Origin of the sequence: Paenarthrobacter nitroguajacolicus (assembly GCF_031455195.1) — a bacterium.
Classification (GTDB): Bacteria; Actinomycetota; Actinomycetes; order Actinomycetales; family Micrococcaceae; genus Arthrobacter; species Arthrobacter nitroguajacolicus_D.
The window spans coordinates 82,381-102,411 of the sequence record NZ_JAVDSH010000008.1; the positions used below are offsets into that span (position 1 = coordinate 82,381).

The following is a 20,031-nucleotide window of genomic DNA, read 5'->3' on the forward strand; positions in this document are numbered from 1 at the left end:
GTCAGTTCAGTTAGACTTTTCGTAGACACCATTTCTGCGAAAGGCTTCATTGTGCTGTCCGTACAGCAACTCCAGATCAAAGGCCGCCGGGGCGATCTCCTTCCGGCAACATCCCTCACCGTAGGCCGTGGTGAACTCCTGTTGGTCGCTGGCGAGGGCCAAGACCAGCGCACAGCTTTGGCGTTGGCCCTGAGCGGCCGCATGAAGCCCAGCAATGGCGTCCTGAGCTGGGACAACACCACCAAGACCAAGAAGATCCGCTTGGCGAGCGCCTTGGTAGATTCCCCCGGAGTCAACGAGCCGGAGCAACACCTCAGCGTGCGCGACCTCGTCACCGAGGACCTCTCGCTCATCCCACGCCGCTACCGGGGCGCTCTCCTGAGCAAGCCCTGGCTGAAGGTCAACAGCTTTGAAGACATCGCCGGCCTCTGGATCGAACAACTACCTGCGGGCCGACGCCTCGAACTCCTGTCCGCGCTCGCCCTGGCGGATCCTGCCACCGACCTCCTGGTGGTCGACTCCCCCGATCGGCACAGTGCCGACCCTGCCGCGTGGCTGCCCCGCTTGCAGGCTTTGGCGTCCGACGCCGGGCGGCCGCTTGCCGTGGTGGCCGTCGTCGGCGCCCTCCCGGACAACTGGACCGGCGCCGCTGCGGTGATCGGCAACTCAGTTTCGCACCCGCCCGAACCGGAACTGGAACCCACCCCCTCAGCCCCTGAGCTGGACTCGGCCCCCGAGCCGGACGCAGCCGTCGAGCCCCAGCCGGCCGCCGAGCCCCACGCCAAGCACGCAGCCGAAGCGGAACCCGAAGCACCCGAAGCGGCCGAACCCGCCGCCGAACCTGATACCCAAAACCTCCAAAGGACTGCAAAGTGACTGTTCTGCGGCTTGCCCGCTCCGAACTCAAGCGCATGACCGGCGGGCTCCTGCCCAAGCTGACCATCCTCGCCCTGACCATGGTTCCGTTGCTGTACGGCGCCGTGTACCTCTACGCGAACTGGGATCCGTACGGCAACCTGAACCAAATCGACGCCGCCCTGGTGGTGGAGGACACGGGTGCCACCTCCAAGGACGGCAGCGAACTACAGGCCGGCAAGAAGGTGGCCGACAGCCTGGTGGAAGGCCACGTCTTCAACTGGAAGCAGGTGGCCAGTGCCGAAGATGCGGACGCCGGCGTCAAAACGGGCGAATACGCCTTCGCGCTGCGCATCCCCAAGGACTTCTCCGCCAACCTGGTCTCCCCCGGCAGCTTCGACGCCGCCAACCAGGCCATGCTCCACGTCACCACCAACGACGCCAACAACTACCTGCTGAGCACCATCGTGGACAAACTCACCACCGCGGTGCACTCCACGGTCGCCAAAGAGGTTGGCGAAGAAACAGCCAACCAGCTGCTCACCGGTTTCGGCACCATCCATGCTTCGATCGTCAAAGCAGCGGACGGCGCAGGACAACTCGCTGACGGTGTCGGCAAACTCAGCGACGGTGCCGCGACGCTCCATGACGGCACCACCCAGCTGGTCACGGGCGCAGACCAGCTGGTTGCCGGCCAAACCAAACTGCGCGACGGCGCGGTACAGCTCAACACCGGGGCCAGCCAGCTGAGTTCCGGCCTGACAGAGCTCAAGAACAAGACCTCCACGCTGCCCGCAGACTCCCAAAAACTGGCCGATGGCGCCGCGCAGGTTGCTGCCGGAAACGCCCAGCTGAACGCGAAAGTCCAGGACGTCGTGGGTCAGCTGGAAGCGGCAGACAAGGGCCTGCGCACCCGGGTTGTGGAGTCCAACGCCCGGCTCGTCACGGCAGGTGTGCTGACGCAGGAGCAGGCTGACAAGGTCTTGGCCGATTTCGATGCCGCCGCTGCATCAAGCCCGGTCACGGACGCCAAGGCGAAGATCTCCGGCGATGCTGCCAAGATCCAGCAACTCTCTGACGGCTCGGCCGCAGTGAGCGCCGGAGCTTCCAAGCTTGCAGCCGCCACACCGACGCTCACGGACGCCATCTCAAAGGCAGCCGCAGGCGCCGGCCAGCTCCAAACCGGCGCAGCCACCCTCGCCGCCGGCCAACAGTCGGCGCTTGACGGGGCGGTAAAGCTCGACGACGGCGCCCGCCAACTGGACGACGGCGCCGGGCAGCTCGCAAGCGGTGCAGTGACCGCCTCCGATGGTTCGCACACCCTGGCCTCCGAACTGGCCAAGGGCGCGGGCGATATCCCCAACCCGAACGACGAGCAAAAGAGCAGCGTGTCCAAGGTGATCGCTGATCCGGTCGCAGTGGAGAACGTCTCGCAGGCCAAGGCGGGCTCCTACGGCGCAGGACTGGCTCCGTTCTTCCTGACGTTGGCGCTCTGGATCGGTGTGTTCATGCTGGTCCAGGCCATGCGGCCCATCACCCAGCGGGCCCTGGCGTCGAACGCCCCCGCCTGGAAAATCGCCGTCGGAGGCTGGCTGCCGTTCTTCGTGGTCTCCGTGCTGCAGGCGACCATCCTGACACTGGTGGTGGATTTGGGGCTCGGCTTGAACCCTGCCCACCCGATCGGGATGTGGCTGTTCATGCTGGCCGCGGTGATGGCGTTCAGCGCGATCATCCAGGGGATCGTGGCGCTGATGGGAACGCCCGGCAAGTTCGTGGTGCTGGTCCTGCTGGTCCTGCAGCTGGTGTCTTCCGGTGGCACGTTCCCGTGGCAGACCACCCCGATGCCGTTGCACGTGGTGCATGAAATCCTGCCGATGGGCTACGTCGTTACCGGCATGCGGCACCTGATTTACGGCGGTGAGCTCAGCATGATCTGGCCCACAGTATTGGGCCTGCTTGGGTACACTTTGCTGGGATCGGCACTGTCCACCCTCGCCGTCCGCAAGCACAAGATGTGGACCCTGAAAACCCTGAAGCCGGAGATCGCAGTATGAGCACCACCGAGCCGCTCGCTTCCGATTCCGTGGTCGGCGGCGGCAAGAAGCTTCGCCCCGAACGAACCAACGCCACCAAGCAACGGTTGTTCGAAGCATCCATGGAGCTGATCGGCGAACGCGGCGCTGCCGGAGTGACAGTGGACGAAATCGCAGCGGCGGCCGGGGTATCCAAGGGAACCGTCTATTACAACTTCGGCAGCAAGTCGGACCTCATCGCCCAGCTGTTGCGGCATGGCGTGGACATCATGCTTGTCCGGCTCCAGGATGTCCAAGGACAAAGCAGCGATCCGCTTGAATCCATGAAGAACATGGTGGGCCAGGCGATGGAGTTCATGGACGACTACCCGTCGTTCGCCCGGCTGTGGGTCAGTGAAAACTGGCGGACGCCCGGCGAATGGAGTGCGGTGTTCGCGGAACTCCGCGCAGAACTCCTGGCTGTCATTGGCTCAGCGGTGGCACGTGTCGCGGAGGGGTACACAGTGGATGAGTCGATCGCCCGCGGAAGCCTCGAAGCGGCCATCTTCGGTGCGATCTTCGTAGTGGGCCTCGACCGGCAAACCTACAACCCCGAGCGCACCCGCGAGCAGAGCGTCGCCGCTGTGATGACCATCATGCACGGGTACGTCATCAAGTAGCCTCACACACGTTGCGAGGCCCGCTTTGAGGGGTATAGCGCGCCCTAAGCCTGCAGAGCGGGCCACACAACGGTATCCAACTGCAATGTACGACGGCGTGGCGCGGCAACTTGGTCGGAGATGATTAACCTCATGCGTCACATGGGGAACAGCGGAAAGCTAGCGGTTATTGCCGCCTTCGTATCCCTCGGGCTGTTGGTTCTCGCCGCCGTCGTCCTCGAGGAACTGGTTCTATACCTCTTCCTTGGCGCCGTGCTGGTTTGTTATCTGGCCTGCATAGTCCAGCTCTTCAACCGACGCAGGTACCTGGTGGTCCTTCTCGGGGCGGTGGGGACCAGCCTGTTCATTGGCTTCAGCATCGCCTTCCTGCGGATGTGGGGGCTGGCGTTCAACCAGGACGCCAACGCCATGGGAAGTGCCGTCAGCACCGAAGACTCAGACATCTACTTCTACCTTGCCGCCGTGGCCGGTGCTGGCACCTTGGCGGTGATGTTCCTCGGAGCCGTGGTGCCGTCCTTCGGATCGCGGACCGTGGCTCCCGCCAAGCGGCCGGCATCCGGAGCCAAGCGAAGTCCCGCTCCACGCAAGCCCACCCCGCGCCCAGCTACGACTGTTGCTCGTTCTGGTACACCTGCCAAACGCCCGGCTACGACGACTCCCCGAGGCGCCGGAACCGCCAACCCCACTGCCGCCAAGCGACCCACGGCACCCCGGACCCCTGCAGCGGCAGCCAAGCGACCGGCGTCGAGCTCTTCTTCCCAACGCAGGCCGGCACCCAAACGCTAAGCCCTGCGTTGTGAGGCCCGCTCTGCGCGCTGACGCGAGAGCTAAACACGCAAAGCAGGCCCCACAACGGAACCACGCCACGTTGTGAGGCCCACTCTGCGCGCTGACGCGAGAGCTAAACACGCAAAGCGGGCCCCACAACGGGTGGGTCAGGAGTCGAAACCCAACCCCACGGCGTCGAGCGCTTTGAGGATGAGGTTCCGTTTGCCCTGATTGTGGTCCGCCCTGTCCATCGACCATCGGGTCAGGTTGATGCCCAAGGAAGCCAACGGTTCGGGCGGGAAGGGCAGTGGCCGTTTCCTGACCATTTCCACGCGCGTGCGCTCAGTGTCCAAGCCCGTCAACAGGTCAAGGAGGACGTCGGCCGCGAACGCCGTTGCACCAACTCCGAGCCCTGTGAAGCCGGCCGCGTAAGCCACCCTGTTCTTGCGGGCGGTGCCGAAGAAGGCGCAGAACTGCGTGCTCGAATCGATGGGTCCGGCCCACTTGTGCGTGAACTTCAGGCCTTCGAGTTGGGGGAACGTGGTGAAGAAGTGGGATGCGATCTTCTCCCACGTGGCGGGTTGGTGCTCGTGCCGCTGGTCCACGCGCCGACCCCAGAAGTAGAGGGCATCGTAGCCACCGAAAAGGATCCTGTGGTCCTTGGTGATCCGGTAGTAGTGGAACTGGTTGGCGACGTCCCCAATGCCCTGGCGCTTGGTCCAGCCGATGGATGCCAACTGTTCGGCGCTGAGGGGCTCGGTCATGAGCGCATAGTCGTACACGGGCACGGTCATCAGCTGGTTGCGCTTGAGCAACGACGGAAACACGTTGGTGCCCAGGACCACCTGACCGGCTTCGACGTTGCCGCGCTCCGTGACGACGGTGACGCCGTGATCGTGGTCGTTGAGCTCCCTGACGCGGGTACCCTCATGGATCTGGACGCCCAAGTCCGTGACCACGCGCGCCAACTCGACTCCGAGTTTGTACGGGTGGACCATGGCCACGGAGTCCTGGTGCCAACGGCCCGCGAGGTAGGTGGGTGAGTTGACCTCGGCCCGGATGGCGTCCCGGTCCAGGAAGACGCTCCCGGGACTGTCGTCCTCGCGGAGCCAGGCAACCTGGTGCGGTTCAACGGCCACGTTGAGTTCGCCCGTGCGCTCCCACTCGCAGTCCATGGCGTACTTCTCCACGGCCTCCTGCATGCGGTCCAGGTTCTCCATGCCCAGCCGGTCCAAGGTGTCCAATTCGTCCGGCCACCGGTTCCTGCCGTTCTCATGGCCGTGGGTCAGGCTGGCCTCGCAGAAACCGCCGTTGCGGCCCGACGCCGCCCACGCCACCCGCTCGGCTTCGAGCAGGATCACGGTTCGGCCAGGGTCTCGTTCCTTGGCTCGCAGGGCTGTCCACAGCCCGGTGTAACCGCCGCCAACAATCACCAGGTCGGCGGCAGCATCGCCGTCGAGCTGTGGGTACTGCGTTGATTGGTCCTGCATGTCGTCGATCCAAAAAGGCCGGTGGGCGGCACCCTGCAGCGCTTTGGCTACGACATCGGCCTGCGGGACATTCCGTTCGAAAACGGTGGTATTCACGGGAAACTCTCCTGCTTCTGGGGTAGGTTCTTGGCCGGCCTGCTCAGGCGATACCCTGCTCAGGCAGTGACCGGCTCGGCGTCCCACAATGGCCGGGGACGCGAGGCGATGAGGTTCTTGGTGTAGTCGTCGCCAGGGTCTTCCAGGATCCGTACCGTGGGCCCTTGCTCTACGATCCGTCCCTGATGCATAACAAGCAGCTGGGAGCACAGGCGCGAGACCACTGCCAGGTCATGGGTCACGAACAGGATGGTCAGCCCGAACTGGTCCCGCAGTTCCTCCACGAGTTCCAGGACCTGCGCTTGGACGGAGACATCCAGGGCACTTGTGGCTTCGTCCAGAACCAGGAGCCGGGGACGTGCTGCGAGCGCCTTGGCCAGGGCGACGCGCTGCCGCTGGCCACCCGAAAGCGCCCGCGGCCGCGCATCCAACCGCTCAGGTCCGATTCCCACCCTGCCCAGGAGTTCCGCGGCGCTGGCCCTGGCTTGCTTGCGTCCTTGCCTGTGGTGGAGGCGGTACACATCGGCCACAGCGTTGCCCACCGGTATTCGCGGATCCAGGGACAGGTAAGGGTCCTGGAAGACAATCTGGACATCCTTGGCCAAAATCTTGCGCTCGGAGGCTTTCAGTGCCCGCTGAGGCCTGTGGACACCGCCCAGTGTGAGCTCGCCGTCGGTGGCGGTTTCGAGTGCCACCACTAGGCGGGCCAGGGTGGATTTGCCGGAGCCCGACTCCCCCACCACGCCCAGGGAACCGCCTTCAGGGAGGCTGAAGCGTGCGTTGTCCAAAGCGGTAATGACTTCGCCACCGGGCAATTCGTAGCTCTTGGTCAGCCCGGAGACTTCAAGCAAAGCCTTTGCCCCGGCACGTGGTTCGGGGATGTCGCCCAACTCAATGACGGGCGTCGCCTCCACCAGTTCCCGGGTGTATTCCTGCTGCGGCATCTGGAACACCGTCCGGGTAGGACCCTGCTCCACCACCTTGCCGCGACGGAGCACGTAGACGCGTTCGCAGAGGCTGGCCGCGAGATTCAGGTCGTGGGTAATGAACAACATGCCCATTCCCCGTGACTGCTGCTCTTCGCGGAGGAGCCGCACTATTCCGGCCTGGGTCGTGACATCCAGGGCAGTGGTGGGCTCGTCGCACAGCAGGAGGTCGGGGGAATTGAGCAGCGCCGCGGCAATCATCACGCGCTGGAGCATCCCGCCCGACAGCTGGTGCGGGTGCTGGTCCATGAGCTCCTTGGCCCGGCGCAGTCCAACCTGCTCGAGTTGCTTCACGGCCCGTTCGGTAGCTTCGGCACGGGACAGCCGGTCGAACCGCAGCAGCGTCTCGGTCAGGAAGTCACCCACCGTCCGGACGGGGTTGATGCCTGCCCTGGGGTCCTGGAAGATCATGGACGCGTGGCCTCGCCGCAGCTCCATAAGGCGTTGTTTGCTGGCCGTAAGGGTATCGAGACCCTTAACGGACACGGTTCCTGAGTACCGCGTGCCTCCGGGGAACAACCCCAGGGCGGCCCGGGTTGTCAGGGACTTCCCTGAGCCTGACTCCCCCACCAAGGCGACGGCTTCGCCGTCGTCCACGTGCAGGGTGACGCCGTCCAGGAGGGGTGGCCTGTCCGGGAAGCCGAGGGTGAAGTCTTGAATCTTCAGGAGCTGGCTCATGACAGTTTTCCTCCAATACGGTCTGAAAGTTCTTCGCCGATGATGTTGACGGCCACCACCACCAGGACCACCACCAGTGCGGGCCAGAACGCGGGCAGCACGTAGCCGCCCAGCAGCGCGCCCCGGGATTCCTCGATCATGGCGCCCCAGTCGCTGGTGGGCGGCTGGACTCCGAGTCCGATGAAGGAGAGCGCGGCGAGGTCGGCCAGTACGTAGCCGAAGTTCAACGTCGATTGCGCACCCACCGTGGGAATGAGGTTGGGCAGGACCCGCCCCAGCACCACCCAAGGTGTCCGGAATCCGAGGACCCGGTACGCCTGGACGTAAGGGCGGCCACGCTCGGCCACCACCAGGGACTGGGCCAGCCTGGCAACGTAGGGCACGTAGGCGATGGTCATGGCGAGGATAGGGGCCAGCAGTCCCTTGCCGAAGAGGGCAATTGCCAGCATGGCCATCAGGAGCGCAGGGAAAGCGAAGAGAAGGTCGAAAAGCCGCCCCAGGACCTTGCCCAGCCAACCCTCGGACCAGCCGGCAACCAAGCCCAGCAGCAAGCCCAGCACCGTTGATCCGATCACCACAATGGTGGGTCCCAGCAGTGAAGTCCGGCCGCCGTGCATCAGTCGGCTAAGGAGGTCCCGGCCCAGCGCGTCCGTACCGAGCAGGTGTTGTGCGCCGGGACCGGCCAGGACGTTGTTGAGGTCCACATAGTCGGGGTCGTACGGCGCCAGGACCGGGGCAAAGACCGAGAGAAGAACGACGGCGGCGGCAACGGCGAGCGCCGCCCACGCCATCGGTGACAGGAGGCTGCCGTAACGGCGTAGACCCGCCTGTGGCAGTTGCATCGCCAAGGTCATCTGGACTCCGTTCCGGCCGCGATACGCGGATCAATGAGGGGCTGGACCAGGTCCACCACGGTGTTCACAAGGACGAAGGCGGTGACAACCACCATGACGATTGCCTGGACCACGGCGAAGTCCAGCCTGTCGATGGACTGCACCAGGAGCTGGCCGATTCCTGACAGGCCGAAAGTCCGTTCGATGATGGCGCTTGAAACCAGCAACCCTGCCACCAGGACACCGCTCACCGTCAGGATTGGCCCCAGCGCGTTGCGGAGCACGTGGCGTGCCACCACCGAGCCGCGGGTGAGGCCCCGGCTGGTTGCCACTTCCACGTGTTCGCGGAGCAGCTGCTCATTCATGGAGGAGCGGGTTACCCGGGCAACCATGGCGATGTAGGTGATACCCAAGGCGAGCGCCGGGAGGGTGAGGTGCCAGATCCGGTCCCATCCGCCGTCGCCGCTTCCAAAGGAGGGGAACCAGCCTAATCCCACGGAGAAGAGGGCCACCAGGGCGATGGCCGCCACGAAGGGCGGCACGGCTCCGACCGCGGTGAGGGTGACAAGGATGAAACGGTCGCCGAAGCCTTTGTTCAGGCTTGCCACGATGCCGGCGAACAGGCCCAGGATGGTGATGAACACCGCGGCGAGAGCCACGAGTTGAAGGGTGGTGGGCAACCGTCCAAGCAACACGTCCGAGACGTCCTGCCGGTAGGTCAGCGAACGGCCCCAGTCGCCGTGGAGGATGCCGCCGAGCCAGTTCAGGTACTGTTCCCAGGCCGGCTTGTCGAGGCCGAACTGCCGGGTGATTTCTTCCAATGCTTCGGGTTTGGGGCTGCGGCCCCTGAGGAGGAAGCGTGCCGGGTCACCCGGAACCAGGAAGCGCGAGAAGAACACCGCCAGTGAGGCCACGAACAGGGTAGCCAGCAACGCCAGCACCTTCTTCGCGATGAAGACCACCGGACGGGCTGCTTTGCTCCCTTTGGCTACCGGTTTGCGGGGTGGCGCGGGTGCCATTGCTTGATCCACAACGGTCATGTCAGAGACCTCCGATCTTGGCTGCCCACGGGAAGTACATGTAGTTGATGGACGGGTCGGCGCCGGTGATTCGCTTGCCAAGCCACATGGTGGTGACAGTTTCGTAGAGCGGACCCCACACGACGTCTTCGCTGGCGATCCTGGCCGCCTGCCCGGTGAGCTTGCCGCGGGCATCAGGATCCTGCACTCCGTAGGCGCTGTTGACCAGGTCGTCGAATTCCGGGTTGCTCCAGCCGCCGTAGTTGCTGAAGTCGCCCGTTCGCAGCACGCTGTACATTTCCAGGGGTTCGGTGCTGGACAGGTACCAGGAAGTCACCAGCAGGTCTACGTTCTTGCGGGCTTCGGGGTCGGAGAAGAGGGTGGTGTATTTGTCGTTGGACATGGTCTGGATTTCCGGGTCCAGGCCGATTTCCTTGGCCGCGGAGGCGATGGCCCGGGCTGTGATGTCGAAGGCTGCGTTCAACGACGCGGTGGCGAAGACAAACTTGCTTCCCTCGGCCCCTGCTTCCTTGACCAGTTTCTTGGCTTCCGCCACGTCATAAGGTGTGGCGAGCAACCCGTTGAAAGCTTCGTCTGTGGTCTCGTGGGAGGCGTCCTTCCACACGTTGCGGGTGGTCAATGCGTCCGTCTTGCTTGCGTAGCCTTGTTCCGCGGCCTTGATCAGGGCTTCCCGGTTGATGGCCATCATGAGTGCCTTCCGAACCTTGACGTCCTTAAAGGTGCCGCCGAGGTTGGTGAAGACCATGCTCTGCACTGACGTGTCTTTGCCGAAGTAGACAGATCCTGCGTCCTTGTTGGCTTTCAGGATGTCCATGGCGTTGGAGGGAATCGCGAAACCGCCGTCGATCTCGCCGGTCTGGAAGGCGTTAATGCGGGACGTTGCGTCCGGGAGCATGGTGAACGTGACCTGCCGGGACTTGGCTTTGAGGTCCGGATCCCAGTACTCGTCGAAGCGCTTAAGGGTGATGCTTTCGCCGGGCTCCCAAGCGTCGAAACTGAACGGCCCTGTGCAGTTCACGCCGGTGCTGGAGTTGCCATAGTCCTTGCCTGCGGCTTCCAGTGTTTTAGCGGATTCCACCACACCCGGCGCGCCCACCAACGAGGCATTGAACACGTAGTCGGGCCGCGTGGTGGTGACCGTTACCTGGTACTCGCCGGTCTTTTCGATCGACTCCACATTCTGGTAGGAGGAGGCCCAGAAGGAGCCCACCGCGGGGTTCAGGTGTCGGCTGAGGGAGGCCACCACATCGTCTGCTGTCATCTCGCTGCCGTCGTGGAATTTCACGCCTTGCCGGATGGTGTAGACCCACGTCAAGGGGTCCGGATTCTCCACGCCGGTTGCCAGTCCGGGCGATGTGGACAGGTCCGCGTTCCAGCGGAAAAGCGATTCGCAGACGTTGGACAGGACAGTGTTGTCCGGGTAGTCGAAGGCGTAGGCATAGTCCAACGAGAACGGCTCCGCGTACATGGCCCAGGTGAAGTTGTCGATGTCCTTGGCCGGTGCCGGCGTTGAGTCGGACAGCGCGAACTTGGGACCTCCGCCGGCTTCGGTCACGCTGGCCGGCCGGGCACCACAGCCAGCCAGGACCAAGCCGGCCACGACGGCGGCGGCAATGATCGCTGTGATGCGCGACGGCGTCGTCCGCTGTTTGGTTCGCACCGCGCCCCGCGCTGGTTGCGGCCTCACTGCAGTACCCGGGTCTTCCGGTCCTGGTCCGTGGCGTCGGTTGAACGGTTGTAGACGCATTCGCCCCCAATCCACGTCTGCGTCACCACCGCCCGGTGCAGTTCCTCGGCGGGGACGTCGAAAATGTTGTGGTCAAGCACAGCGAGGTCGGCGAGTTTGCCGGGTTCCAACGTGCCGGTGTCCGTGTCCAAGTGGTTGATCCAGGCTGTGCCGTGGGTGTAGGCGTCCATGATCTGCTTGAGGCTGAGTTTTTGCGATTCGGGGCCGAGCGCCGGCAGGTCCTCCCCCGGTGCCGTGCGGTTAACGGCTACGTGAATGGCGGCGATGGGGTCTGCCGTGGAGACGGGCCAGTCGCTGCCGGCAACCACGCGGGCACCTGCTGCTGCGAGTTCGCCGAAGGGGTAGTGCCTGTCCTCTGCGCCGGGTTCCAGGAACGGCAGGGTCAAGGTGTCCAGCTGTTCCTCGTGGCAGGCCCAGAGTGCCTGCACATTGGCCGCGGCTCCGAGTTCCGCGAAACGGGGAATGTCCTCGCTGCGGACCACTTGGAGGTGGGCGAGGTGGTGGCGCTGATCGTTGGAGCCGTTGGCGTCGCGTGCTGCCTGGAGTGCGTCCAGGGCGTCGGTCACCGCACGGTCACCCAGGGCATGGAAGTGGAGTTGCATGCCGGCGGCGTCGATCGCTGTGACGAATTCCTGCAGCTCACCTGTTTCGAAGAACTCGATGCCCCGGTTCTCCGTGTGGTGGCCGTGATGATCCAGGTAGACGTGGTGCATGGCAGCGGTGAAGTTCTCCGCCACACCGTCCACCATGACCTTGACCGTGTTGGCATTGAGCAGGAGCGGGTCACTCGATTCAGCGACGCGCTGCCGCCTCTTCACGATCTGGTCCAGTTGCGACATGCCGGCTGTCCGGTCCCACCACTGGCACGCAGTGACCCGGACTTTGAGGTCTCCAGCCTTGGCCGCGTCCACGTAGACGTCCAGGTGGTCGGCATGTCCGCCCTCAGGGATGGGAACCCAGGCATCCTGCCAGGCCGTGATTCCCTGCGACAGCAAAAGCTGCTGGGAGGCGAGCAGGCCCTGGTACGCCAGCTCGTAGGGCACCGCAGGCTTGACGTCGTTGAACAGGTCCATGGCGCCCTCGTGGATGGTGCCGGCAGGGGTGCCGTCGGGCTCGCGTTCCAGGCGCCCGCCCGCTGGATCCGGGGTTTCCCGGGTGATCCCAGCCGCTGTGAACGCAGCAGTGTTGGCCCAGGCTCCGTGGTGGTCCCTGTTCACCAGATACACCGGCCGGTCCGGCACCACGGCGTCCAGCAGGTCCCGCGTCGGGGTCCCACCCGGGAAGAAGTCCATGGACCAACCGGCGCCTACGATCCACGGAGTATCGGGGTTCCCGGCGGCGTAGCGGGCAACCAGCGCCACAGCTTCTTGTGCGTTGGCAGCCTCGGTGAGGTCGCACTGAAGCATTTCGATCCCGGCGAATATGGGGTGGATGTGCGCATCCTGGAAGCCGGGGACCACCAGCTGCCCGTCCAAGTCCACCCTCCGGGTCTCCGGGGTGACTGTCCCGTTGAGGTCCTCGGGCCTTCCGACGGCGATGATCCGGCCGGCGGCCACGGTCAGGTCCGCACGAACGGGTCCGGCGTCGTTGCCGGTGTAAACCCATCCGTTCTCAAACAAAATCTCTGCGTGCACTGTCGAGTCCTTTCATGGAAATTCAACTCTTCGGCACACACTATGAGCCGGATCACACTAAAGTCAACAGTGTTGACATCAGTGCTGACAAAGACTTTGACTTGTCTGTGGAAGGAGGCAGCCATGAATCATGTAGGTTGAATATCAACCCGGATCGCGTGGAAGGCGGACAACTGATGGTGCAGCCAGCACAGTCGACGGACCGCCGAGCGCGCCTGGACCCCGGCACCATCATTGACGCAGTCCTGCGGATTTCCAGCGAGGAACCCGGCGAGCGGCTGACCGTCCGGAGGCTGGGCCAGGAACTTGAGGTTGACGCCACTGCTGTCTACCGGCATTTCCGGAACCGGGACGCGATCGTCAGGGCAGCACTGGACCAGTTGTTCATGATGTCGGTGGAGCGCACCCTGGCCTCCGCACGCGACCACAACTGGCGTGCCCGGCTTGAGGCCTACCTCGACGAACTCCTCAGGGTCTTCATGCAGCACCCATCGCTTGGCAGCGAGTCGTTCGCCACGGACACCTACGGCCCGGGCGAGTTGAAGGCCATCGAGTTCGTCCTGCAATGCCTCACCGACGCAGGGCTGGAAGAGGATCGCGTGGTGCACTACTACGCAGCACTCGAAAGCTACACCCTGGCCTTGGGTGCGGGGATCGCAGTGGAAATCCAGCGACTTCCCGATTCCGAAGGCCACGATCCCTGGATCAACCCCCGGGTCTTCACCCGCATTACCGGACATCCGCTCCTTGAGAAACACCACGCAGCGTTGCAGAACCTCGATTCACTCAAGGCGTTCCAGGCAGGTCTTATGGCGATCCTGGACAGCGCCGAGCGCGAAAGCAAGCAGGCCTAACGGGCCCACAGCCCAGCGCAACTGGAACCCAACCGCACAACGACACCCTCCGGCGTCGTTCCTTCAGTACTGCCCGGACACCGCCGTCCGGCAGGGAAAGCACGGCACCATGCACCAGTTCATCACCGGGCACTCGTTCTCCGGTACGTCAGGGAAGAGCATCGACGTCATCAATCCGGCCACCTCCGAGGTGGTGGCGAGTGTAGGCCTCGCTTCGCTCGCGGACCTCGAGCTGGCCGTGGCCGCGGCCCGCTCCGCCTTCCCGTCGTGGTCCCGGACTGCGCCCGGCGAGCGAGCCGGAATCCTGCAGAAGTTCGCCAGGATCGTGGAGGAACGCGCGGACGAATTCTCCCGCGTAGAGAGTTCCCAGACGGGCAAGCCATTGCGCCTGACCCGGGAGTTCGACATTCCCGGCACCATCGATAACATCGACTTCTTCGCAGGCGCTGCACGGCACCTCGAAGGCAAAGCCACTGCGGAATACTCCCCGCAGCACACCTCCTCCATCCGGCGCGAGGCCATCGGCGTCGTCGGGGCCATCGCGCCGTGGAACTACCCCTTGCAGATGGCGGCGTGGAAGATCCTGCCGGCCATCGCCGCGGGCAACACCATTGTCCTTAAGCCTGCCGAAATCACACCCCTCACATCGCTGATGTTCGCGCAGGCGCTCACGGACGCGGGACTGCCCGACGGCGTGGTGAACGTGGTGGTGGGCGACGGCCACACGGTTGGGGCGGCACTCATGCGCCACCCCGATGTGGACATGGTCTCCTTCACGGGGTCTACCGCTGTTGGCCGGACAGTGCTGGAAGCGGCCGCAGTCAACGCCAAACGCGTGCACCTGGAGTTGGGCGGTAAGGCACCTTTTGTGGTGTTCGACGACGCCAACGTGGACGCTGCGGTGCACGGCGCCGTGGCAGGTTCGCTCATCAACACGGGCCAGGATTGCACGGCCGCCACGCGGGCCATAGTCCACCGAAGCGTGTACGACGAGTTCGTGGCCAAGGTCGCGGCGCGCTTCGATTCGATCACCCTCGGCGCCCCGGACGACACCGCGGCGGACCTCGGCCCCCTGGTTTCCTTCAAGCAGCGGGATCACGTGGCCGGGATGGTGGAACGCGCCCGCGGCTACAGCAAGATCATGGCGGGCGGCTTCGCCCCAAGCGATGGCAGCCTTGGCAGGGGCGCGTTTTACCGGCCGACGCTGGTTGTCGACGCCGCTCCAGACTCGGAAATCGTGAAGGACGAGGTTTTCGGTCCCGTCTTGGCCGTCATCCCGTTCGACACGGATGACGAAGGCATCCGCTTGGCCAACGACACTGTTTACGGCCTGGCGGCATCAGCCTGGACCAACAACCTTCAGCGGGCGCTGCGTGCCACCCGCGAGATCAAGGCAGGCTGCGTCTGGGTCAACGACCACGTCCCGATCATCTCCGAGATGCCCCACGGTGGGTTTAAGCAGTCGGGTTTCGGGAAGGACATGTCCGCCTACTCGTTCGAGGAATACACCCAGGTGAAGCACGTAATGTTCGAGCTCGATGGCCTGGCGGAGAAGGACTGGCACCGCACGATCTTCACCTTGCGCTGATCCCCTCCCGTTGCGGGGCCTGCTCTGCGCGCTATCGCGGGAGCTAAACGCGCAAAGCGGGCCCCGCAACGGGGATGTCCGGTTTCCGCGTGACGCCGAGCACTGCGGTCGCCACGCCCAGCAGCAGGATCAGCCCGCCCAGGATTTCGGCTGGCGTGGGAATCTCGTTCAGGACCAGCCAAGCCGCCGTCATGCCCACCACCGGGACCAACAGCGTGAAGGGCACGACGTCGGAGCTCGGGTACAGCGACAACAGACGGTTCCAGATGCCGTAGCCCACCAGCGAGGCGAACACCGCGGTGTAGATCGCGCTCAGGATGGTGGCGGGTTGAAGGTCGGAAAGTGTTGCCCAAACAGTGTCCGGGCCGTCCACCACCAGCGACAAGCCCGCCAAGGGAACGGGCACCACCGCGCCGGACCATACCACCAGGCCAAGCCCGGAGGCAGCTTTCGAGTGCCGCGCCACCACGTTGCCCACCGCCCAGGACAACGCTGCGGCCAGCACAATCATGAGCGGCAGCACCGGGGCCACTGCACTGCGGCCCAACGCCACCACCCCCAACCCTGCGATGCCAAGCACCACCCCGGCCAGTTGGCGGCGACTGGGCCTTTCGCCCAGGAATCTTGAGGCAAGCAGGATGGTGAACAGCACCTGTGCCTGGAGGACCAGCGAGGCCAAGCCAGCTGGCATGCCAAGTGCCATACCGAGGTACAGGAGCCCGAACTGGCCGGCGCTCATGAAGAGCCCGACGCCGACAATCGCCTTCCAGCCGACGTCGGGTTTGCGGATGAACAGGATGAAGGGGAACACGACCAGCAGGAAGCGCATGGCGACAAAGAGCAGCGGCGGCACGTCGCGGCCGTTCGCGTGCAGGCCGAGGTCAATGGCAACGAAGTTGATGCCCCAGAGGACGGCGACCAGGACGGCGAGGGCAGAGTGGCGAAGGTTCACAAGTACACTCTGGACCCCCTTGACCTTGAAGCACCAGCATTGATTTATGCATGGAACCACGTAGATTTGCTTCATGATCGATATCTCAGCCCTGAGGGCCCTCGTTGCCGTGGAACAGCATGGATCGGTAGTGGCCGCCTCCGACGTGATGGGCTACAGCCCGTCAGCGGTGTCCCAGCAGATCAAGAAGCTGGAGAAGCAGACGGGCGTCGCCGTCCTGGAACGCAACGGCCGCGGCGTGCTCCTGACGGAGCGGGGGCTGGCGCTGGCAGGCTACGGCCGCCGCATCATGGGCGAGCTCGAGGAATTGCAGGCCACTCTGCTGGCCGATCCCGCCAAACCCACGGGGATGCTGAGGATGGTGGCATTCTCTACCGCCTGCCGCGGACTGGTGGGACCCATGCTCGGGCGACTCGCCGCCTCCCACCCCACCCTGGACATCACTGTGCTGGCAGAGGATCCCCGCGAGGCCGTGCAAAGGGTGGCCTCCGGAGAAGCTGAGCTCGCAGTGGTCCACAACTGGAACTCGGTGCCTTTGGTCATCCCCGAGAACCTGGTACACGAGGACCTGTGCGTGGACCAAGCCGATGTGCTCGTCAACAGCACCCACGCACTCGCGGCGAGGGCCGCCGTCGAGCGTGAAGACCTGCTGGACGAGACCTGGATCAGCACCCCGGCGGGCGCAATCTGCAACGAGGCGCTCCTGCAGATTTTCGCAGGACTGGGGCGGGTGCCTGACATCCGCGTGTACGACCCCGACTTTTCCACGCACATCGCCATGGTGGAGCAGGGGGTGGCCGTGGCACTTGTTCCGCGCCTCGGCAGGCCTCCGCTCCCATCCGGCGTGGTTGCCATTCCGGTGATGAACCCCACCCAGCAGCGCTCCGTTGGAGTGGTGTACCGCAAGACCATGACAGCCAGCCCCAACATCCGCCTGGCCGTACGCATGCTGCGGGAAGTCGCTGCGGACCAGCTTCCTAGTGGCGGGGCACCTTAAACTTCGTCAACCGGGCGTCCTGCCCGTCCAGCTCAGCCCACGATTTTTCCGTCTCCAACACCGTCAACGCACTGGTGGGATAACGCGTGGCCGCATCCATGTAGGCGTCGTGATCCGAATCGCGGGACGCCAAATGCATGGCAAGGTCCTGGACGCCGGGCATGTGCGAAATGACCATCAGCGTGGTCACGGTGTCCGGAACATGGTTGATCACCGTCAACATGCGGTTGGCTGAGGCAGCATACAAGCCATCCTCGAGCTTCGGCGTCGGAGCTTTCTCGCCCAGTTCGTTGCACACCCAGGTGCATGTCTGACGGGTCCTGAGGGCGGAAGAGCACAGGATGAAATCCGGAACAACCCCGTGCTTGAGCAGCCACTGACCAGCCAACGGCGCCTCACGGTGGCCGCGCTCCTCCAAGGGGCGCTCATGATCGGGCACGCCCACCGGCCAGTCCGCCTTGGCATGCCGCATGATCACAAGGCGCTTAAGGTGATGGTCGCTCATGACCCAACCCTATCGAAAGCAAAAGCGCCCGCCCCAAGGGGGCGGACGCTTTCAGCTGAAACCGCAGGTTAGATGGAGTATTCCGGAGCGGCCCACACGATAACTTCGGGGTGCTCATAGAAGCGGTAGCCTTGGCCGCGAACCGTGCGGACGGTGTTGGCAAGGCGGCCCAGCTTGGAGCGCAGCCGGCGGATGTGAACGTCGATGGTGCGCTCGTTCGGCACTTCCTCGGCGTTACGCCAGAGGCCTTCGAGCAGTTCGTCGCGACCCACGGTGCGGGTGCCGTTCTCAACGAGGTAGTTGAGGAGCTCGAATTCCTTGAATGTCAGGTTCAGCGATTCGCCGTCCAAGTGAACTTCACGGCGAGCGAGGTCGATCAGCACGCCAGAGGGACGGGATTCCTGTTGCGGCGCCGGGCGGGCAGCTTCGGCGCGCTGCCGAGAGGCAACCGTGGGGTCACCGAAGGTGGAACGCACGACGTCGAGTGCGGACCCGGGTGCCCCGGCAGGGGCAACTGCGACGGCGGCGTAGCTCTCGGCGCCGGTCACCAGGGACTGCGCATAGGCGCGGATCTCCTGGGCAAGCTTGGCAATGGACGTTCCAGCGGCGGCTGCCGTTTCTTCGTCGATGCCCATGTAAAGCACGAACCCGCGGGCTACGTTGTCGTTGGCAACGGGGCGCAGCCGGTCGGACTGGGCAATCACCGGCGTGGGAGCCGTCATGGGTGCCGGCTCCGTGGTGGGCACGGCCCGCAGCTGGCCATAGGAGTTGGGGTTGTAACCCTGCGGCACATAACCGGGAGCCTGCTGGGCAGCACCCTGTGGGGCCGGAGAATAGCCCGGACGGTTGCCGAACCCGGGGCGAAGCCCTGCGTTCGACGCGGCCTTGTTGGCGTTACGGACGGAGATGTGGACGTATCCAGATGCAACTGACATGGAGTGCTTACCTCAAAAGTGAATAGCCGTCATCGCGGCTTCGAATGCTGGTTGTCCCCGCAATGAGTTTGGGGAGGGGCGCCCAACGCTGGGCTAGGGGGCGAATGCCTGAAACTTCTTGGGGTGGAAAGTTAGGCTTGCATTCGACAACAGCGGTCATCATGGCCAGCGGGTGTGCTGGGCCAGGTTGCTGCGGCTGCAGGTGCTGTTGAGTTCTTGTTCACATTGGAAGTGTGCAACGTAACAATGGCAACACGCAAGTAACAAAGCGCCGAACCGTCCACATTTTGAGACGTTGAGGTCTATTGTGCCGTAAATCACAATTCACGGGGTGCTGGAAATGAACGGCATTTCATTCGGCACCGGGGAGAAATATAGGACATTTAGTGAATTTTCTTCGGCAGATCAGGCATGATGTGGATCCCGCTTCCCGCCAACCCACTCCGCGCGGAATCTCACGATCTGAAACACTTGCTGTCCAATCGACGGTTGCCTCCCTCGATAATTTTTTGCCCCAAATCTGCTACAAGCCGTAGAAACGCGTGGTTGCAGCCGACTCCCACCTCGCTAGTGTTGACTTCACAGCGTCCTCACAGGACGGGCAAAGCGCCCGCTAACCAGCAGAACGGAGAGTTGTCCCATGGCCCCCTCGCACTCCATGACCAACAACCTTCCCCAGCTTTCCCACCCGGACGGCTCCCCCATCCGCGCGTTGGTGGTGGATGACGAACCCAGCCTCGCCGAGCTCATGAGTATGGGCCTGCGCATGGCAGGCTGGTCTGTCGCCGTAGCAGGCGATGGACCAGCGGCAGTGAAGATGGCCAAGGATTTCCGTCCCGACGTGCTGGTGCTTGATGTCATGCTGCCCGGATTCGATGGTGTCGAAGTGCTCAACCGGGTCCGCGCTTTCGCTCCTGAAGTTCCCGCCCTGTTCCTCACCGCCAAGGACGCCGTGCAGGACAGGATCGTCGGCTTGGCTGCCGGTGGCGACGACTATGTGACCAAGCCGTTCAGCATGGAGGAAGTCCTCCTGCGACTGCACCGGCTGGTCCAGCGCTCCGGGGTAGCGGCCATGGACACGGCCGAGCTGGTGGTCGGAGACCTGACCCTTAACGTCGATACCCGCGAGGTGACACGTGCCGGGCAGGACATTGCGCTGACTGCAACACAGTTCGAACTCCTCCGCTACCTCATGGAGAACCCCAAACGGGTTGTCAGCAAAGCCCAGATCCTCGACCGTGTATGGGACTACGATTTCGGCGGACAGGCCAACATAGTTGAGCTCTACATCTCCTACCTGCGCAAGAAGATCGAAGCGGACCACCCGCCCATGATCCATACCGTTCGCGGTGCCGGGTACGTCATCAAGCCAGCGGACTAG

General features: G+C 64.1%; 17 protein-coding genes. 8 read left to right on the forward strand and 9 right to left on the reverse strand.

The window, feature by feature from the left end; translation table 11 throughout:
• Nucleotides 1-51 precede the first annotated feature (51 nt).
• The 4 genes from J2Y68_RS16470 (at nucleotide 52) to J2Y68_RS16485 (ending at nucleotide 4,333) form a co-directional block, all read left to right on the forward strand.
• Nucleotides 52-876: a P-loop NTPase family protein gene (locus J2Y68_RS16470; RefSeq protein ID WP_309994872.1), complete on the forward strand. Its 825-nt coding sequence runs from the start codon at nucleotides 52-54 to the stop codon at nucleotides 874-876.
• Nucleotides 873-2,909 carry a YhgE/Pip domain-containing protein gene (locus tag J2Y68_RS16475; protein WP_309994873.1) on the forward strand — a complete coding sequence of 679 codons (2,037 nt, stop codon included), beginning with the start codon at nucleotides 873-875 and terminating at the stop codon, nucleotides 2,907-2,909. Before J2Y68_RS16470 ends, J2Y68_RS16475 begins: the two co-directional genes overlap by 4 nt.
• Nucleotides 2,906-3,547, forward strand: coding sequence for a TetR/AcrR family transcriptional regulator (locus tag J2Y68_RS16480; RefSeq protein WP_309994874.1), 642 nt, complete (start codon nucleotides 2,906-2,908; stop codon nucleotides 3,545-3,547). Before J2Y68_RS16475 ends, J2Y68_RS16480 begins: the two co-directional genes overlap by 4 nt.
• Nucleotides 3,548-3,688: 141 nt before the next feature.
• On the forward strand, nucleotides 3,689-4,333 hold the full coding sequence (locus J2Y68_RS16485) for a hypothetical protein (RefSeq protein WP_309994875.1): 645 nt from the start codon (nucleotides 3,689-3,691) through the stop codon (nucleotides 4,331-4,333).
• 149 nt (nucleotides 4,334-4,482) lie between these two features.
• Here the strand turns inward: J2Y68_RS16485 and J2Y68_RS16490 are convergent, their stop codons facing one another.
• Genes J2Y68_RS16490 through J2Y68_RS16515 form a run of 6 tightly spaced genes read right to left on the reverse strand, consistent with a single transcriptional unit; the run spans nucleotide 4,483 to nucleotide 12,819 of the window.
• Nucleotides 4,483-5,901, reverse strand: a complete 1,419-nt coding sequence (locus J2Y68_RS16490; protein WP_309994876.1) for an NAD(P)/FAD-dependent oxidoreductase — start codon at nucleotides 5,899-5,901, stop codon at nucleotides 4,483-4,485.
• A gap of 59 nt (nucleotides 5,902-5,960) precedes the next feature.
• Complete coding sequence (locus tag J2Y68_RS16495) at nucleotides 5,961-7,565, reverse strand: ABC transporter ATP-binding protein (RefSeq protein WP_309994877.1); 1,605 nt, start codon at nucleotides 7,563-7,565, stop codon at nucleotides 5,961-5,963.
• The gene (locus J2Y68_RS16500) at nucleotides 7,562-8,419 is read right to left on the reverse strand and encodes an ABC transporter permease (protein WP_309994878.1); all 858 of its coding nucleotides are present in this window, start codon (nucleotides 8,417-8,419) and stop codon (nucleotides 7,562-7,564) included. Before J2Y68_RS16500 ends, J2Y68_RS16495 begins: the two co-directional genes overlap by 4 nt.
• Entirely contained in the window at nucleotides 8,416-9,438 is a 1,023-nt protein-coding gene (locus J2Y68_RS16505) for an ABC transporter permease (RefSeq protein ID WP_309994879.1), read from the reverse strand. Before J2Y68_RS16505 ends, J2Y68_RS16500 begins: the two co-directional genes overlap by 4 nt.
• Nucleotide 9,439: 1 nt before the next feature.
• Nucleotides 9,440-11,185, reverse strand: a complete 1,746-nt coding sequence (locus tag J2Y68_RS16510; RefSeq protein WP_397335232.1) for an ABC transporter substrate-binding protein — start codon at nucleotides 11,183-11,185, stop codon at nucleotides 9,440-9,442.
• Nucleotides 11,122-12,819, reverse strand: coding sequence for an amidohydrolase (locus tag J2Y68_RS16515; protein ID WP_309994881.1), 1,698 nt, complete (start codon nucleotides 12,817-12,819; stop codon nucleotides 11,122-11,124). The genes J2Y68_RS16510 and J2Y68_RS16515 overlap by 64 nt, the downstream gene beginning before the upstream one ends.
• A 176-nt stretch (nucleotides 12,820-12,995) precedes the next feature.
• Here J2Y68_RS16515 and J2Y68_RS16520 point away from each other — a divergent pair, with 176 nt between their 5' ends.
• Both J2Y68_RS16520 and J2Y68_RS16525 read left to right on the forward strand, forming a co-directional pair.
• A complete protein-coding gene (locus J2Y68_RS16520) occupies nucleotides 12,996-13,673 on the forward strand; it encodes a TetR/AcrR family transcriptional regulator (protein ID WP_309994882.1) in 678 nt (225 codons plus the stop codon).
• 109 nt (nucleotides 13,674-13,782) lie between these two features.
• Entirely contained in the window at nucleotides 13,783-15,261 is a 1,479-nt protein-coding gene (locus J2Y68_RS16525; protein WP_309994883.1) for a gamma-aminobutyraldehyde dehydrogenase, read from the forward strand.
• Between the two features lie 43 nt (nucleotides 15,262-15,304).
• Here J2Y68_RS16525 and J2Y68_RS16530 read toward each other — a convergent pair whose 3' ends face one another.
• Nucleotides 15,305-16,213: an EamA family transporter gene (locus J2Y68_RS16530; protein ID WP_309994884.1), complete on the reverse strand. Its 909-nt coding sequence runs from the start codon at nucleotides 16,211-16,213 to the stop codon at nucleotides 15,305-15,307.
• A gap of 73 nt (nucleotides 16,214-16,286) precedes the next feature.
• On the opposite strand from J2Y68_RS16530, the gene J2Y68_RS16535 reads away from it, so the two are divergent.
• Entirely contained in the window at nucleotides 16,287-17,210 is a 924-nt protein-coding gene (locus J2Y68_RS16535; RefSeq protein ID WP_309994885.1) for a LysR family transcriptional regulator, read from the forward strand.
• Here J2Y68_RS16535 and J2Y68_RS16540 read toward each other — a convergent pair.
• Nucleotides 17,191-17,715: a SixA phosphatase family protein gene (locus J2Y68_RS16540; RefSeq protein ID WP_309994886.1), complete on the reverse strand. Its 525-nt coding sequence runs from the start codon at nucleotides 17,713-17,715 to the stop codon at nucleotides 17,191-17,193. The genes J2Y68_RS16535 and J2Y68_RS16540 overlap by 20 nt on opposite strands.
• A 68-nt stretch (nucleotides 17,716-17,783) precedes the next feature.
• On the reverse strand, nucleotides 17,784-18,650 hold the full coding sequence (locus J2Y68_RS16545) for a winged helix-turn-helix domain-containing protein (protein ID WP_309994887.1): 867 nt from the start codon (nucleotides 18,648-18,650) through the stop codon (nucleotides 17,784-17,786).
• 640 nt (nucleotides 18,651-19,290) lie between these two features.
• On the opposite strand from J2Y68_RS16545, the gene J2Y68_RS16550 reads away from it, so the two are divergent.
• The gene (locus J2Y68_RS16550) at nucleotides 19,291-20,031 is read left to right on the forward strand and encodes a response regulator transcription factor (protein WP_309994888.1); all 741 of its coding nucleotides are present in this window, start codon (nucleotides 19,291-19,293) and stop codon (nucleotides 20,029-20,031) included.

Bases quoted from the DNA above. Each gene is read 5' to 3' on its own strand.
- J2Y68_RS16480 (WP_309994874.1), top strand. From the start codon at position 2,906: ATGAGCACCACCGAGCCGCTCGCTTCCGATTCCGTGGTCGGCGGCGGC.
- J2Y68_RS16485 (WP_309994875.1), top strand. From the start codon at position 3,689: ATGGGGAACAGCGGAAAGCTAGCGGTTATTGCCGCCTTCGTATCCCTC.
- J2Y68_RS16495 (WP_309994877.1), bottom strand. From the start codon at position 7,565: ATGAGCCAGCTCCTGAAGATTCAAGACTTCACCCTCGGCTTCCCGGAC.
- J2Y68_RS16500 (WP_309994878.1), bottom strand. From the start codon at position 8,419: ATGACCTTGGCGATGCAACTGCCACAGGCGGGTCTACGCCGTTACGGC.
- J2Y68_RS16505 (WP_309994879.1), bottom strand. From the start codon at position 9,438: ATGACCGTTGTGGATCAAGCAATGGCACCCGCGCCACCCCGCAAACCG.
- J2Y68_RS16510 (WP_397335232.1), bottom strand. From the start codon at position 11,185: ATGCGTCTACAACCGTTCAACCGACGCCACGGACCAGGACCGGAAGAC.
- J2Y68_RS16520 (WP_309994882.1), top strand. From the start codon at position 12,996: ATGGTGCAGCCAGCACAGTCGACGGACCGCCGAGCGCGCCTGGACCCC.
- J2Y68_RS16525 (WP_309994883.1), top strand. From the start codon at position 13,783: ATGCACCAGTTCATCACCGGGCACTCGTTCTCCGGTACGTCAGGGAAG.
- J2Y68_RS16535 (WP_309994885.1), top strand. From the start codon at position 16,287: ATGATCGATATCTCAGCCCTGAGGGCCCTCGTTGCCGTGGAACAGCAT.
- J2Y68_RS16540 (WP_309994886.1), bottom strand. From the start codon at position 17,715: ATGAGCGACCATCACCTTAAGCGCCTTGTGATCATGCGGCATGCCAAG.
- J2Y68_RS16545 (WP_309994887.1), bottom strand. From the start codon at position 18,650: ATGTCAGTTGCATCTGGATACGTCCACATCTCCGTCCGTAACGCCAAC.
- J2Y68_RS16550 (WP_309994888.1), top strand. From the start codon at position 19,291: ATGGCCCCCTCGCACTCCATGACCAACAACCTTCCCCAGCTTTCCCAC.